Source organism: Pseudomonas sp. DCB_AW, assembly GCF_026240895.1.
In the GTDB taxonomy this organism is placed as follows: domain Bacteria; phylum Pseudomonadota; class Gammaproteobacteria; order Pseudomonadales; family Pseudomonadaceae; genus Aquipseudomonas; species Aquipseudomonas kermanshahensis.
In genome coordinates this window covers 67,649-83,857 of record NZ_JAPFCE010000005.1, presented here as the reverse complement: position 1 = coordinate 83,857, position 16,209 = coordinate 67,649, and the positions used below count along the sequence as shown (strand labels likewise).

Annotated in this window: 10 protein-coding genes; all 10 read left to right on the top strand. The window is 63.6% G+C overall.

Translation table 11 applies throughout. The features are described from left to right. The 10 genes from OO306_RS05615 to OO306_RS05570 all read left to right on the top strand — a co-directional run bounded on the left by OO306_RS05615 (window position 1) and on the right by OO306_RS05570 (window position 16,198). Window positions 1–1,074 carry a microcin C ABC transporter permease YejB gene (locus OO306_RS05615; protein ID WP_027592833.1) on the top strand — a complete coding sequence of 358 codons (1,074 nt, stop codon included), beginning with the start codon at window positions 1–3 and terminating at the stop codon, window positions 1,072–1,074. A 1-nt stretch (window position 1,075) separates the two neighbouring features. After that, entirely contained in the window at window positions 1,076–2,095 is a 1,020-nt protein-coding gene (locus tag OO306_RS05610) for an ABC transporter permease (RefSeq protein ID WP_027592834.1), read from the top strand. A gap of 1 nt (window position 2,096) precedes the next feature. Further along, window positions 2,097–3,707 carry an ABC transporter ATP-binding protein gene (locus tag OO306_RS05605; protein WP_265967975.1) on the top strand — a complete coding sequence of 537 codons (1,611 nt, stop codon included), beginning with the start codon at window positions 2,097–2,099 and terminating at the stop codon, window positions 3,705–3,707. A 411-nt stretch (window positions 3,708–4,118) separates the two neighbouring features. Then, the gene (locus OO306_RS05600) at window positions 4,119–6,161 is read left to right on the top strand and encodes a TonB-dependent siderophore receptor (protein ID WP_265967974.1); all 2,043 of its coding nucleotides are present in this window, start codon (window positions 4,119–4,121) and stop codon (window positions 6,159–6,161) included. Continuing rightward, window positions 6,148–7,449 carry an ABC transporter substrate-binding protein gene (locus OO306_RS05595; RefSeq protein WP_265967972.1) on the top strand — a complete coding sequence of 434 codons (1,302 nt, stop codon included), beginning with the start codon at window positions 6,148–6,150 and terminating at the stop codon, window positions 7,447–7,449. Before OO306_RS05600 ends, OO306_RS05595 begins: the two co-directional genes overlap by 14 nt. Continuing rightward, window positions 7,446–8,780, top strand: coding sequence for a di-heme oxidoredictase family protein (locus OO306_RS05590; protein WP_265967971.1), 1,335 nt, complete (start codon window positions 7,446–7,448; stop codon window positions 8,778–8,780). The genes OO306_RS05595 and OO306_RS05590 overlap by 4 nt, the downstream gene beginning before the upstream one ends. A gap of 68 nt (window positions 8,781–8,848) precedes the next feature. Then, window positions 8,849–9,364, top strand: a complete 516-nt coding sequence (locus OO306_RS05585; RefSeq protein ID WP_265967970.1) for a sigma-70 family RNA polymerase sigma factor — start codon at window positions 8,849–8,851, stop codon at window positions 9,362–9,364. Continuing rightward, window positions 9,361–10,323 (top strand): FecR domain-containing protein, encoded by a 963-nt coding sequence (locus OO306_RS05580; protein WP_265967968.1) that lies wholly within the window; start codon window positions 9,361–9,363, stop codon window positions 10,321–10,323. The genes OO306_RS05585 and OO306_RS05580 overlap by 4 nt, the downstream gene beginning before the upstream one ends. A 91-nt stretch (window positions 10,324–10,414) precedes the next feature. Continuing rightward, window positions 10,415–12,895, top strand: coding sequence for a TonB-dependent siderophore receptor (locus OO306_RS05575; protein WP_265967967.1), 2,481 nt, complete (start codon window positions 10,415–10,417; stop codon window positions 12,893–12,895). Window positions 12,896–13,267: 372 nt separating this feature from the next. Continuing rightward, on the top strand, window positions 13,268–16,198 hold the full coding sequence (locus tag OO306_RS05570) for an aminotransferase (protein ID WP_265967966.1): 2,931 nt from the start codon (window positions 13,268–13,270) through the stop codon (window positions 16,196–16,198). Window positions 16,199–16,209: the final 11 nt, after the last annotated feature.

The window sequence follows — 16,209 nt, the reverse complement described above, 5'->3', positions numbered from 1 at the left end:
ATGCTGGCCTATATCCTGCGCCGCCTGCTGCTGATCATCCCGACCCTGTTCGGCATCCTGATCATCAACTTCATCATCGTCCAGGCCGCACCCGGCGGCCCGGTCGAGCAAATGATCGCCAAGCTCGAAGGCTTCGAAGGCGCCACCAGCCGCATCGCCGGCGGCGGCGCCGAAGTCTCGGTAGCCGGCTCCAGCTACCGCGGCGCGCAGGGCCTGGACCCGGCGCTGATTGCCGAAATCGAGCGTATGTACGGCTTCGACAAGTCGCCGCCCGAACGCCTCTGGATCATGATCAAGAACTACGCCCAGCTGGATTTTGGCGACAGCTTCTTCCGCGATGCCAAGGTCATCGACCTGATCATCGAGAAGATGCCGGTGTCGATCTCGCTAGGGTTATGGAGCACCCTGATCATGTACCTGGTGTCCATCCCCCTGGGCATCGCCAAGGCCGTGCGCCACGGCAGCCACTTCGACGTCTGGACCAGTTCGGCGATCATCGTCGGCTACGCCATCCCGGCGTTCCTGTTCGCCATCCTGCTGATCGTATTGTTCGCCGGTGGCAGCTACTTCGACTGGTTCCCGCTGCGGGGGCTGACCTCGAACAACTTCGATGAACTGTCCACTACCGGCAAGGTGCTGGACTACTTCTGGCACCTGGTGCTGCCGATCACCGCACTGGTCATCGGCAACTTCGCCACCATGACCCTGCTGACCAAAAACAGCTTCCTCGACGAGATCAACAAGCAATACGTGGTCACCGCCAAGGCCAAGGGCCTGAGCCGTTCGCGGGTGCTGTACGGGCATGTGTTCCGTAACGCCATGCTGCTGGTGATTGCCGGTTTCCCTTCGGCCTTCATCGGCATCTTCTTTACAGGCTCGCTGCTGATCGAGGTGATTTTCTCGCTCGACGGCCTGGGCCTGATGAGCTTCGAGGCGGCCATCAACCGCGACTACCCGGTGGTCTTCGGCACCCTGTTCATCTTCACCCTGCTGGGGCTGGTGGTGAAACTGATCGGCGACCTGACCTACACCCTGGTCGATCCACGCATCGACTTCGCCAGCCGGGAGCACTGACATGGCACTGTCCCCTCTCAACCGCCGGCGCTTCGAGCGCTTCAAGGCCAACCGCCGCGGCTGGTGGTCGTTGTGGCTGTTCCTCATCCTCTTCGGCCTGAGCCTGGGCGCCGAGCTGATCGCCAACGACAAACCGATTGCCGTGCGTTACGACGGCGAGTGGTACTTCCCCGCGTTCAAGCGCTACCCGGAGACCACCTTTGGCGGCGAGTTCCCGCTGGAGGCCAACTACAAGAGCCCGTACATCCGCGAATTGCTGGCCAAGAAAGACAGCTTCGTGCTGTGGGCGCCAATCCCCTTCAGTTACCAAAGCATCAACTACGACCTCAAGGTCCCGGCCCCCGCCCCGCCTTCGGCGGACAACTGGCTGGGCACCGATGACCAGGGCCGTGATGTGATGGCGCGGGTGATCTACGGCTTCCGCGTGTCGGTGCTGTTCGCCCTGACCCTGACCATCCTCAGTTCCATCGTCGGCGTCATCGCCGGTGCCTTGCAGGGCTTTTATGGCGGCTGGGTCGACCTGGCCGGCCAGCGCTTTCTGGAGATCTGGTCGGGCTTGCCGGTGCTGTACCTGCTGATCATCCTCGCAAGCTTCGTGCAGCCCAACTTCTGGTGGCTGCTGGGGATCATGCTGTTGTTCTCGTGGATGAGCTTGGTGGACGTGGTGCGCGCCGAGTTCCTGCGTGGCCGCAACCTTGAATACGTGCGCGCCGCCCGCGCCTTGGGCATGCGCAATGGCGCGATCATGTACCGGCACATTCTGCCCAACGCGATGATCTCGACCATGACCTTCATGCCGTTCATCCTCACCGGCGCCATCGGCACGCTGACCGCCCTGGACTTCCTCGGCTTCGGCCTGCCGGCCGGCTCGCCGTCGCTGGGCGAACTGGTCGCCCAAGGCAAATCCAACCTGCAGGCGCCATGGCTGGGCATCAGCGCCTTCGCCGTGCTGGCGGTGATGCTGAGCTTGCTGGTGTTCATCGGCGAATCCGCCCGCGATGCCTTCGACCCAAGGAAATGACATGAGCGAACACAACCTGATCGAAGTGCGTGATCTCGCGGTGGAGTTCGTCACCGGCGAGCAGGTCAACCGGGTGGTCGACGGCATCAGTTTCGACATCCGCAAGGGCGAGACCCTGGCCCTGGTCGGCGAGAGCGGCTCGGGCAAATCGGTGACCGCCCACTCGATCCTGCGCCTGCTGCCCTACCCCCTCGCCCGCCACCCCAGCGGCAGCATCCGCTACGAGGGCAAAGACCTGCTGCAGCAGAGCGAGAAGGCCTTGCGGCATATCCGTGGCAACCGAATTGCCATGATCTTCCAGGAGCCGATGACCTCGCTGAACCCGCTGCACTGCATCGAGAAGCAGATCAACGAAATCCTGCTGCTGCACAAAGGCCTGACCGGCAAGGAAGCCACCGCACGCACGCTGGAGCTGTTGGAACTGGTTGGGATTCCCGAACCGCGCAAGCGCCTCAAGGCCCTGCCCCACGAGCTGTCGGGTGGGCAGCGGCAGCGGGTAATGATCGCCATGGCGCTGGCCAACGAGCCAGAACTGCTCATTGCCGACGAACCCACCACCGCGCTGGACGTGACCGTGCAGTTGAAGATTCTCGACCTGCTCAAGGAGCTGCAGGCACGCTTGGGCATGGCGCTGCTGTTGATCAGCCATGACCTGAACCTGGTGCGGCGCATTGCCCACCGCGTGTGCGTGATGCAGCGCGGGCAGATTGTCGAGCAGGCGGATTGCGCGACGCTGTTCAGTGCACCGCAGCATCACTACACGCAGATGCTGATCAATGCCGAACCCAGCGGCCAACCTGCCCACAACCCAGTCGGCGCGCCGTTGCTGGAGGTGGATGACCTCAAGGTCTGGTTCCCCATCAAAAAAGGCTTCTTGCGGCGTACAGTCGACCATGTAAAGGCGGTAGACGGCATCAACTTCAGCTTGCCCCAAGGGCAGACGCTGGGGATTGTCGGCGAGAGTGGCTCGGGTAAGTCGACGCTCGGGCTGGCCATCTTGCGCTTGATTTCAAGCCAGGGCGGCATTCGCTTTCACGGCCAGGACCTCGCAGGGTTGAACCAGAAGGCAGTACGCCCGCTGCGGCGAGAAATGCAGGTGGTGTTCCAAGACCCGTTTGGCAGCCTCAGCCCACGCATGTGCGTGGCAGACATCGTAGGTGAAGGGTTGCGGATTCACCGCATCGGCACCGCTGAAGAGCAGGAAGCGGCGATCATTGCTGCGCTGGAAGAAGTGGGGCTCGACCCGCGGACACGCCACCGCTACCCGCATGAGTTCTCGGGCGGGCAGCGCCAGCGCATTGCGATTGCCCGGGCGTTGGTGTTGAAACCGGCGTTGATCCTGCTGGATGAACCCACCTCGGCGCTGGACCGCACGGTGCAGCGGCAGGTGGTGGAGTTGCTACGCAGCCTGCAGCAGAAGTACAACCTGACCTACCTGTTCATCAGCCATGACCTGGCAGTGGTCAAGGCGCTGAGCCATCAGTTGATGGTGATCAAACAGGGGCAGGTGGTGGAGCAAGGGGATGCGCAGGCGATCTTCCACGCGCCGCAGCATGCGTATACGCGGCAGTTGTTGGAGGCGGCGTTTTTGGAAGTTGAGACGGCGGACTAGGGTGCAGAGCGTTGCTTGATCCTCAAGGCATACGCCTTCCACTGTAGGAGCAGCCTTGTGCTGCGAAGAGGCCCGTGACCCCACCGGGAATCTTCAGCGCTGCCACCGGCCTCTTCGCAGCACAAGGCTGCTCCTACACAGATCGCGCATGATCGGAGGGGCACCATTGCGACCTCCCTCCCTACCGATCTCGGCACACGCTATATATTTTTGTATACATCGTTGTAACCCCCCGTAAACAACGCTAGGATTCCCCGCGGTTGGCCATCTGCCATCCTGCTATCTCTTTTTGCGATCGCTGACTGATCACGCCCTGGGGAGGTCGTGGTCGGTTAATTTCGCCTATCGCTATATACAACAATATATAACGTCGCCAGGCCCGCCACTGCCATGGCCGACCCAGGAGCAGTAATGAAGCCGCTAACACCGCGCACCGTGATGGTTGCCGTCGCAGCCCTCGGTGCTCAACCCGCTGTCGCCGAACAGAACAACACCTTCAACCTCGGCGAAATCCAAATCTCCGCACCACGGGACGAAACGCTGTCCACGGGTGGTAGCGTCATCGACTTGAAAGACATTCGGCTGCACGACCGCGAGACCGTCGGCAGCGCGCTCACATTAGCCCCTGGGGTCAACCTCGGTTACATCGGCGGTCGCGCCGAGCAGGTGGTATTCGTGCGCGGTTTCGATCGCTTGCAGGTGCCGGTGTTCATCGACGGCATTCCCACCTACGTGCCTTACGACGGCAACATCGACCTGGGGCGTTTCACCACCTACGACCTGTCACGCATCCAGGTGGACAAGGGCTTCGCCTCGCTGCTGTACGGCCCCAACACCCTGGGCGGGGCGATCAACCTGGTGACCCGCCGCCCCACGCAAGCGTTCGAGGGCGAAGTGGGTGGGGGGCTGGAGCTGACCGATCACGGTAACGTGAATGCCTACCGCAGTTACGCCAACGTGGGTTCCAACCAGGGCCTGTGGTGGGTTCAGGGCGGCGTGTCGTATGTCGATTACGACTACACCCTGCTGCCCGATGATTTCAAGCCAACCAACAACCAGCAGGGCACGGGGCGGCGCGAGAACAGCAACCACCGCGACAGCAAATTCAGCTTCAAAGTCGGCTTCACCCCCAGTGAAACCGATGAGTACGTGCTCGGCTACGTTCAGCAGGAAGGCAGCAAGGGCCAACCGCCGTATGCCGGCGACCTGCCGACCACCGGCCAACGTGCGCGCTGGTGGGAGTGGCCGCGGTCGGACAATACCAGTGTGTTCATCGCCACCAAGACCGGCTTTGGCGAGCACGCCCTGAAAACGCGCGTGTACCACGACACCTTCAAGAACTCGCTGGAAAGCTTCACCTATCGCAATGGCGTGGTCGGCGCTTTGCAGCCGGGCTTCCCCAGCAAATACGATGACGAGAGCAGCGGCTTTTCGGTGGAAGGCGACTTGGCCTTGAGCGAGGCCAACCGCCTGGGCATTGCCTATCACTTCAAAGACGATGTGCATCGCTCGCGTGATGGCGCCAACCCCCAGACCCACTTCCGCGACCAGACTCAGTCGATTGCCCTGGAAGACACCCTGCGCCTGAACGACATCTTCAGCGTGGTGGGCGGCGTCTCGTACAACTACCGCAAGAGCCTGGACGCACAGAACTACGGCACCAACGCCAGCTCGCCATCGCAGGCCACGCTCTACGACGAACCCACCGGCAGCAACGACGCCGTCAACGCGCAACTGGGCCTGTTCGCCAATACCAACCCGCTGCTGGGCACCCACGACGACGGCCAACTGCGCCTGACCGTGGCACGCAAAAGCCGCTTCGCGACCATCAAGGACCGCTACTCGACGCGCTTCGGCACGGTGATCCCGAGCCCCGACTTGAAGTCTGAGCGGGCGACACATTATGAGCTCGGCTACAGCGGCCAGATCGCCCCCCAATGGAAGTTGGACGCCGCGCTGTTCGTGGCCAACATCGAGGACTCCATTCAAAACGTCACGGTGCCCGCGCAACCTAACTGCGCCGCGCCCTGTGGCCAGTACCAGAACATTGCCAAAGCGCGAAACCAGGGTGTGGAGCTGGGTATCAACGGCGACCTGGGCAACTGGGAGTTGGCGGCAAACTACACCTGGCTCGACCGCGAGAACCTCAGCGACCACGACCTGCACCCTACCGACACCCCACGCCACAGCGCGTTCGGCTCGGCCTCGTGGCATCTGGGCGACTGGCAACACACCGCCAGCGTGGAGGCCGCATCGCGTCGCTACAACACCTCGGACGGCAACCAGATGGCGCCCGGCTACGCGGTGTACAACCTCAAGAGCGGCTACCGCTTCAGCAACGATGTGCTGATCGAGGGCGGCATTCGCAACCTGTTCGACCGGCTGTATGAATACAGCGAGGGCTACCCTGAAATGGGCCGTCAATACTTCGTGCAATTCAATGTGCCGCTGTAACCGCTGGCTGGCGGGCCTGCTGCTGACGGTCAGCACGCTGCTGAACGCCGCCCCGCAAACCGTGGTGGTCATGACCAGCTACCCCGAAGAGGTAATGACGCGGATCGAGGATGGCTTTGCTCAAGCCCACCCGGGCTATCGCCTGCACATCCTCTGGCGCCAGGGCTTCGATGCCCTGCCCTATCTGCTGCAAGCACAGCAGGGCGGTGTCGATGTCTATTGGGCACCGTCGCCGGGCAACTTCGCCCGGCTGGCGAAAGCCGGTAGCTGGCAACCCCTGGGGATCAGCCTGAAGGGCCTGCCGGCACAGATCGGTGGTTTGTCATTGCGTGACCAACGCCAGCTGTACCAGGCAACCGAGCTCGCGGGCTATGGCTTTGCCATCAACGCCACGTCACTGGGCGAACTGGGGGTTCCGGTACCAAGGGATTGGCCAGACTTGCTCGACCCACGACTGCGCGGGCGCATTGCGCTACCAGACCCAGGCCGGGTCGGCTTTGCACCGGTCCTGCTGGATATCGTCTTGCGTGCCTATGGCTGGGAACGTGGCTGGGCCCTCTGGAGTGAACTGGCCGGCCAAGCGCGCCTGGTAACGCGGGGTGGCACCCTGGTCAGTGATGAAGTGACCAGCGGGCGTGCAGCAGTCGGGTTGTCGATCGATTTCTTTGTCGCTTCGGCCAAGGCCAATGGCGAGCCCGTGGATTTCGTCTATCCGGCCCATGGCGGCCTTAACCCAGCCTTCATCGCCATTACCGCCCACAGCCAGGCATTGGCGGGTGCCCGAGCGTTTGCGCAGTTCGTGCTGTCGGAAGCAGGCCAAGGGCTGCTGGCCGATGCCGATATCCGCAAACTGCCCGTGCGCCCCAGTGTCTATCGGCAGTTGCCGGCGGACTACCATGACCCGTTCGTTGCTGCCGGCCTGGGCGCCTATGACTACGGCAACGGCAGCTCACGCGAACGCCTGGCCTTGATCAGCTCATTGTTCACCCACTGGCTCGGCATGCCCCATGAAGCCTTGGGCGAGCTCTGGGCTCGGCTGCACGCGGCCGAAGCAGCTGGGCTGGACGTCACCGCCATACGCCAACAGTTGACTGCACCGCCCCTGGATGCCGAACACGCCGAAGCGAAGCCCTTGCTGGCACTGTTCGCGGCGCGCCAGGACAAGGGCATGACGCAAGCGCCGGCCACCGGCGCGGACGAACTCGGCCGCCGGGAAATCAGCTGGCAGTTCCAGGCCGCGCTTCACCGAGCAGAGGCAGCCCGTTTGCTCGATGGTTTGGGGCAGTGACTGCCGTGCGCGCCGCCTGGTTGATGATGGGTTTGCTGACGAGCCTGCTCGCCAGCGCCGCGACCACGCACACCGCGGCCAACCGTGAAGCCTACGCCCAGCCGTTCACCGGGCTGGACGAAGGCCAACTGGAACGCTTCTTCCGCGGGCGCAGCCTGTTTCGTCAGGCTTGGGTGGTTGCACCGTCCCGAGACGAGGCGGTGGATGGCCTTGGGCCGCTGTACAACCGGGTGTCGTGCATCGCCTGCCACCCCAAGAACGGCCGTGGCCAGGCGCCTGAACACGGGCAGCCGATGCGCAGCATGTTGCTGCGCTTGTCCCTGCAAGGGCACGACGGCCATGGAGGGCCAAAGCCGCACCCCATATACGGCGATCAGCTGAACGACCAGGGTGTGCCTGGCGTGCCGGGTGAAGGGCGCGCCCATGTGCACTGGGAGGAGCAGGCGGTGCCGCTGGGCGATGGCGAAACCGTCATGCTGCGCAAGCCGCGTGTCGAGCTGCGTGAGCTGGCTTATGGGCCATTGGACGCGGTGTTAACGTCGGCACGCGTAGGTTCGCCGGTCATTGGCCTTGGTTTGCTGGAGGCTATCGATGAGCGCACCCTGCACGCCATGGCCTCCGAAGCCAAACCAGATGGCGTGACGGGGCAGGTCAATCAGGTGTGGAGTGTCGAGCGACAACGCACCGAGGCAGGCCGCTTTGGCCTCAAGGCCAATCAGCCGGACCTGCGCCAACAGATCGCCCACGCCATGCTGGGTGATCTTGGCATCACCTCCCCGCTCGCCCCGGTGCAGAACTGCACGCCCACTCAACAGGCCTGTGCCCACGCGGCGCACGGCGGCGAGCCGGAGCTGGACGCCCTGCAACTCGGCGACCTGCATTTCTACCTCGCTCACCTGGCCGTACCGGCCCGTCGACAACAGGCCGAACCTGCGGTCATTGAGGGCGAAAAATTGTTCGCTGCCAGTGGCTGCACCGCCTGTCACCGCCCCGAGCTGATCACCGGCACACACCCATTTTATCCCGCCCTGACACAGCAACGCATCGCGCCGTATACCGACCTGTTATTGCACGACATGGGCCCCGGCCTGGCCGATGGCCGTGAAGACTATCTCGCCAACGGCCGGCAGTGGCGCACGGCGGCGCTGTGGGGGCTTGGCCTGAGCGAGCGGATTACCCCCGGCAGCGGCTATCTGCACGACGGCCGAGCGCGCACCCTGGAAGAAGCGATTGTCTGGCATGGTGGTGAAGCAGAAGTGGCCCGGCAGCGCTATGCGGCGCTGGGCAAGGGCGAGCGGCAGGCGATACGTGCGTTTCTTGAATCTTTGTAGCGCTTGCAAAAAAACCACAGCCCGCACGACAATAAGATTCATTACCACTCGCGAACCATTCCATCACCATGCCCGCCAACGATCTATCCCTGCGTAGCGCCGTCAATGATCTGTACTGCGAACATCACGGCTGGCTCAATGGCTGGCTGCGCAAACGCCTGGGCAATGCGTTCGATGCCGCCGACCTGACGCAGGACACCTTCGTGCGGGTGATCAAGGCACGCAGTGCGCTGGATATTCGCGAGCCACGCCCCTACCTGTCGCGAATTGCCAAGGGCCTGCTGATCGACCTGATTCGTCGACGCTCACTGGAGCAGGCCTACCTGGAGGCCTTGGCTAGCCTGCCGGAGGCGTTGCAGCCTTCGCTGGAGGAACAGGCGATCCTGTTGCAGGCAGTGGTAGAAATCGACCGCCTGCTGCAAGGGCTTGGCCCGAAGGTGAAGCAGGTGTTCATGCTGTCGCAGTTCGATGGCCTGACCTACCCGCAGATTGCCGAGCACATGAACATCAGCGTGCGCAGCGTCAACAACTACATGGCCAAAGCCATGGAACATTGCTGTTTGATGCAGTTGCAACTGGCATGAGCCTGTCGCCCGCCGAGTTGAACGCCATCAGTGTCGCCGCGCGCTGGTACGCGCGGCTGCACTCCGGCATCGCCACCGACGCCGACCGCAGCGCCTGGAACGACTGGCTGGTTGCCGACCCAGCCCACCGTCAGGCCTGGCAACGCATGGCCGCCGTGGGCGAGCAGATGACCCGCGTGCCCGGCGCCCTGGCGGCCCCTGCCTTGCGCGGCGCCGAGCGCTCTCGGCGCCAGCTGTTGCGCAGTGTCGTGATACTGGTGCCGGCCACTTCGCTGGGCTGGCTGGGTTGGCGCAGCGACACCTCGCAGCAGCTGCTGGCCGACTACCGCACCGCTGTGGGTGAACGCCGCGCGTTTCGCTTGCCCGATGGCGGCTCGCTGCTGCTGAACACCGACACGTCGGTGAACCTCAAGTACGACGGCCAGCAACGGGTGCTGGAACTGTTGCGCGGCGAAATTCTGGTCACCACGGCGGCCGACCCCGCGCAACGACCGTTCATTGTGCGCACCCGGCATGGCCAGGTACGGGCGCTGGGCACGCGTTTTCTGGTTCGCTCCCAAGCCTTGGAGGGTGACGTGGCCGTGCTCGAGAAGGCGGTGGAAGTGAGGGCATCCAGCGGTGCTTTGGCAGTGCGTGTTGAGGCTGGGCAATCCATTGCGTTTTCTGACCGTTCGGTGGGGGCAATACGGCGCAATGACGCCTCTGTAGGGGCCTGGCAACAAGGCAGCATCATCGCCCTGGATCGCCCCTTGGGTGAACTGCTGGTGGACCTGTCGCGCTATCGCACCGGGGTGCTGCGCTGTGATCCCCGCATTGCCCAGCTGAAGGTTTCTGGCGCGTTCCCCATCGATGACACTGACCGGGCATTGGCTGCACTGGAGACCGGGTTTGCGCTGCGCGTCACGCGCTACAGCCGTTTTTGGGTCACCGTATCGCCGCCCCCTCCCCCAGCGGGCTGAAAAAACTTTCGCGGGTTTTGCACTTTTCTTACACGACGTTCGGCTCATCCCCCAAAGGGTTCTATTGATCGTTTTCAGGGGGAGGATAGGTATGTCTGCTGTGTTCAAGCGTGGTCGTCTGGCGACTGCAATAAATGTCGGGCTGTTGGCGGCAACCACCGCCGGCGCCTGGCCCATGACGACGTATGCAGCGCCGCAGCCGACGCAGCAAAGTGCCGTCCGGTCGTACACTATTGCGGGGGGCAGCCTGACTGAAGTCCTCAGCCGCTTCGCCAGTGCGGCGGGCGCTGCGATTTCGTTCGATGCCCGGCAAACAGACGGTTTGCAGAGCCCCGGCCTGAAAGGTGCGTTCGGTGTCAGCGAGGGCTTTACCCAGATTCTGGCAGGCAGCGGCCTGCAGGCCGAGCCGCGGTCAAACGGCACTTATGTGCTGCAGGCGGTGCCGTCGTCGGGCTCGGCGCTGGAGCTGGGGGCCACCAACATCACCAGCCAGGTGCTGGGTGCAACCACTGAAAACAGCGGCTCGTACACCACGGGCGCGGTGACCATCGGCAAGGGCGAGCACTCGCTCAAGGAGACGCCGCAATCGGTCACGGTGATGACGCGCAAGATGATGGACGACCAGAACCTGTACACCATCGATCAGGTGATGGAAAAGACGCCCGGCATCACCGTGTACGACTCGACCATGGGCGGCAAATACTTCTATTCGCGCGGGTTCCGCATGTCGGGCCAGTACCAGTACGACGGTGTGCCGCTGGACATGGGCAACCTCTATGTCCAGGCCGACAGCTTCAGCAGTGACATGGCCTACTACGACCGGGTCGAGGTGTTGCGCGGCGCAGCCGGCATGATGAAAGGGTCGGGCGGTACCGCTGGCGGGGTGAACTTCGTGCGCAAGCGTGGCCTGGCGGCGGCGCATACCGACATCACCCTGTCCGGGGGCAGTTGGGACAACTACCGCGGGCAGCTCGACACCGGTGGGCCGCTGAACGCAGCCGGCACCTTGCGTGGCCGGGCGGTCGTGGCGGAGCAGAGCCGGCATTACTCGGTCGACGATGCCAACCGCAAGGACCAGGTGTACTACGGCGCCCTCGACGTCGATGTCAGCCCCGACACGACTTTGGGCCTAGGCGTTGCCTACGAGGACGTGGATGCCAACCCCTGCTGGGGCGGCCTGCCACGCTACCGGGACCGCAGCGATCTGAAACTCAGCCGCTCGACCTGCCTCGACCCTTCGTGGAATACCTGGCGCAGTCAGCGCACCACGGTGTTCACCGACCTCACCCACCAGCTCGACGAAGACTGGAAGCTCAAGGTGGCGAGCGTTTATACAAAGAACACCCAGGACATCAAGTACGCCTTCGCCTCCGGTGCGGTGACGCCTGGCATTGATACCACTGGCATGCTGGGCAGTATGTATGACTATGACCAGGTCGATTACGGCCTGGATGCCTATGTGGATGGCAAGTTTGATGCCTTCGGCCAGCAACATGAACTGGTGCTGGGCATGAACGCCAGCCGCTCGAAGAAAGATGACTTCTACTCGGTGGCGTTCCTTGCGCAACGGCAGAACGTGTTCAACCCCGACAAGTTCATCCCTGAGCCGGATGACAGCTACTTCATCGAGCACTCGTCGCGCGGTGGCCCGGTCAAGTCCGTGACCACACAAAAAGGCCTCTACTCGACCCTGCGCCTGAAACTGGCCGACCCGTTGACCCTGGTGATGGGGGGCCGGGTGAGTTGGTATAACGCCGAGACCGATACCGTCTTCATCGACACCGCCACGCCGCCGCAGCACTCCAACGCCCGCGAGACCGGGCAGGTCACGCCCTTTGCCGGCGTGCTGCTGGACCTGAACGAAAACCTGACGGCCTACGCCAGCTACTCGGACATCTTCACCCCGCAAGGCAGCTACCGGGACGAACAAGGTTCGGCGCTCAAACCGCTGGTGGGCCAGAGCTATGAACTGGGGATCAAGGGGGCCTGGTTCGACGGGCGTTTGAACGGCGCCTTCAACCTGTTCCGCACTATTCAGAAGGACCAGGCGCAGACCGACTACAACTCGTCGTGCCCCTCCTCGGATGGCTACTGCTATGTCAACGCTGGCAAGGTCCGCGCCCAGGGTTTCGAGGCCGAGATCAGCGGCGAAGTCATCGAGCGCCTGCAATTGCTGGCGGGCTACACCTACACCCAGACCAAGACCCTCGACGATATCGACACCAGCCTGAACGGCGCGGCGTTCAACAGCTATGTGCCTCGGCACGTGCTGCGCCTGTGGGGCGAGTACGCACTCGGTGGCGCTTTTGAGCGGTTCAGCCTGGGTGCCGGGGTGAATGCGCAGAGCGATAACTTCCGGGTTTCGCCTGCCAGTGGCGAGAAGATCAGCCAGGCGGGGTATGCGGTGTGGAATGGCCGGATCGGTTACCGGATCGACGATACCTGGTCGGTGGCCCTTAACGGCAACAACCTGTTCGACAAGCGTTATTACGCCAGTATCGGGACGGAGACGTTTGGTAATTATTATGGGGAGCCGCGTAATTTCATGGTGTCGGTCAAGGCCAGTTTTTGATGTGAGGGTGGGTGGCGGTAGATTGAGATAGGGCCGCCAGGTGCATGGCGATGGATTTGCAGCGCCTGTCAGATCGAGCGCCGCCCGCGCGGCGCTTCGCAGCACAAGGCTGCTCCTACATTTTTGGGGCCAATTATTCCTGAGGCGGTCGCGCGCAGATATCACAGGCCTCACTGGCCTGAAACAGATGTAGGAGCAGCCTTGTGCTGCGAAGCGCCGCGCGGGCGGCGCTCGATCTCATAGGCGCCGCAAAACTCAAGACATGCACCCACACCCAATCATCAAAAATTCTGACAACAATCGTCTTCCATCATCAGTCAAAACGGGCATAAATTCTCTACCGTCAACCCCCAGCACCAACGGTAGAGCCCAATGCCCAGCCACCACCAAACGCCCGCCTCCCCTGCCCTGGACATCCTGATCCAGCGCTCCGCCCTGCCCAGCCCTGCGCTCAGCGAGGCCCAGGCACACGCCTTGCTGCAGGCGCACTACAGCCTGGCGGGCAGCCTGTCATCGCTGGGCAGCCAGCAAGACTTGAACTTCCGCGTGGATGCCGCCCAGGGCCGTTTCGTGCTCAAGGCCTGCCACGGCAGCTATGCCCAGGTCGAACTGGAGGCCCAGCATGCCGCGCTGGCGTACCTGCGCGAACAGGGCTTGCCGGTACCCGCAGTGCGCCCGGCGCAAAACGGGCAGGCATTGCTGGCCCTGGACATCGACGGGCAACCGCTGCGGGTGCGCCTGCTTGACTACATCGACGGCCAACCGCTGACCCGCCTCAAGCACATGGCGCCGCGCCTGATTGCCGAGCTGGGCGGGCTGTGCGCGAAAGTGGATCAAGCCTTGGCCGAGTTTGACCACCCCGGCTTGAACCGCACCCTGCAATGGGACCCGCAGCACGCGCAGGCGTTGATCCAGCACCTGCTGCCGGTGCTGCAGGACGCCGGGCAACGCGCCCGTGTCGAGCAAACCACTCAACTGGCTGCCGAGCGCCTGGCGCCGCTGGTGGAGCAGTTGCCAAGCCAAGCTGTGCACCTGGACATCACCGATGACAACGCCGTATGGGCCCGCGATGACGAGCGCCAGTGGCAGGTGCAGGGTGTCATCGATTTTGGCGACCTGCTGCGTACCTGGCGCATTGCCGACCTCTCGGTGACCTGCGCGGCACTGCTGCACCATGCCGAAGGCGACCCACTGCGCATTCTGCCGGCGGTGCGGGCCTACCAGGCCCTCAACCCGCTGAGCGAAGCCGAGCTGCGTGCCCTGTGGCCGCTGGTGCTCAACCGCGCTGCGGTGCTGGTGCTGAGCAGCGAGCAACAGCTGGCTGTAGACCCGGGCAATCAGTACATCCGCAACAACATCGCCCACGAATGGGAAATTTTCGACACGGCTACTGCCGTGCCATTCGCGCTGATGGAGGCGGCTATTCTGCTGGCGGCCGGTATTCAACCCAGCCGGCCCGACCTGGCCAGTTGCGCGCCCCTGCTGCCTGAACGGGTCGGCCAGCCAGTGGCTCGCCTCGACCTGGGCGTGCTCAGCCCGCACTGCGAAGCAGGCAACTGGGAACAGCCAGGCTTCGACCAGCGCCTGCTGGCTGCACAACCGGCCCCGGCGTGCACGCTGCATGGCCAGTATCGCCTGTCACAAACCCATATCGACCGCGCTGAAGAACCTGCCACCTGCGCGCTGGGTGTCGAATTGCATGTGCCTAACGCCAGCACCGTGCAGGCGCCGCAGGCCGGTACCTGGCAGCGCCATGGCGATGGCCACGGCTGCCTGCGCACACCCCACTGGAGCTTGTGGCTAGGTGGCCTGGAGGATGCTCCGGCAGATGGGCAGGCCCTGGCAAAAGGTCAAAAATTGGGCAGCAGCGGTGGCTTGCTCAGCATTCAGCTGTGCCTGGATAACGACGCCCGCCCGCCGTTTTTCGCCACCCCCTCCCAGGCCCCTGCCTGGCTGGCGCTGTGCCCGTCGCCTGCCGCGCTGCTGGGCTTTGATTGCGACGCCGAACCGCTGCCCGATGCACAGGCGCTGCTGGCACGTCGTGATGCCAGCTTCGCCCGTTCGCAAAAGCACTACTACGCGCAACCGCCCCATATCGAACGCGGCTGGCGCAATTACTTGATCGACATGCAGGGCCGGTCTTACCTGGACATGCTCAACAACGTGGCCGTGCTTGGCCACGGGCACCCACGCATGGTGGCGGAATCGGCGCGGCAATGGTCGCTGCTGAACACCAACTCGCGCTTCCACTACGCGGCCATCGCCGAGTTCTCCGAGCGCCTGCTGAAGCTGGCGCCAGCAGGCTTCGACCGGGTCTTTCTGGTCAATAGCGGCACCGAGGCCAACGACCTGGCCATTCGCCTGGCCTGGGCCTACAGCGGTGGGCGCGACCTGCTCAGCGTGCTGGAGGCCTACCACGGCTGGTCGGTGGCTACAGACGCCATTTCCACCTCTATCGCCGACAACCCGCAAGCCTTGGAAACCCGGCCAGACTGGGTGCACCCGGTCGAGGCACCGAACACGTTCCGTGGGCGCTTCCGTGGTGCCGACAGCGCCGCCGACTACCTGCGCGACGTCGACGCCAAGCTGGCCGACCTTGATGCTTGTGGCCGCCAACTGGCCGGCTTCATCTGTGAGCCGGTGTACGGCAACGCCGGGGGCATCTCGCTGCCAGCGGGCTACCTGCAGGACGCCTACGCCAAGGTGCGCGCCCGCGGTGGCGTGTGCATCGCCGACGAGGTGCAGGTGGGTTATGGCCGACTGGGCGAGTACTTCTGGGGCTTCGAGGAGCAAGGGGTGGTGCCCGACATCATCACCATGGCCAAGGGCATGGGCAACGGCCAGCCGCTGGGGGTAGTGATCACCCGGCGCGAAATCGCCGAGGCGCTGGAGGCGCAGGGTTACTTCTTCTCATCGGCGGGGGGCAGCCCGGTCAGTTGCCGCATCGGCATGGCGGTGCTGGACGTGATGCAAGAGGAAGGGCTGTGGGACAACGCCCGCGACACCGGCCGCTACTTCAAGGCGCGCTTGCAGGCGCTGGTCGACAAGCACCCGCTCGCAGGTGCGGCGCATGGCTCGGGCTTCTACCTGGGGCTTGAGTTGGTACGCGACCGGCAGACGCTGGAGCCTGCGACCGAGGAGACCTTGCTGCTGTGCGACCGCTTGCGTGACCTGGGCATCTTCATGCAGCCGACCGGCGACTACCTGAACATCCTCAAGATCAAACCACCGATGTGCACCACACGGGCGAGCGTGGACTACTTTGTCGACAGCGTGGACCGTATCCTGTCGGAAGATCTGTAACCTGCCCGAGA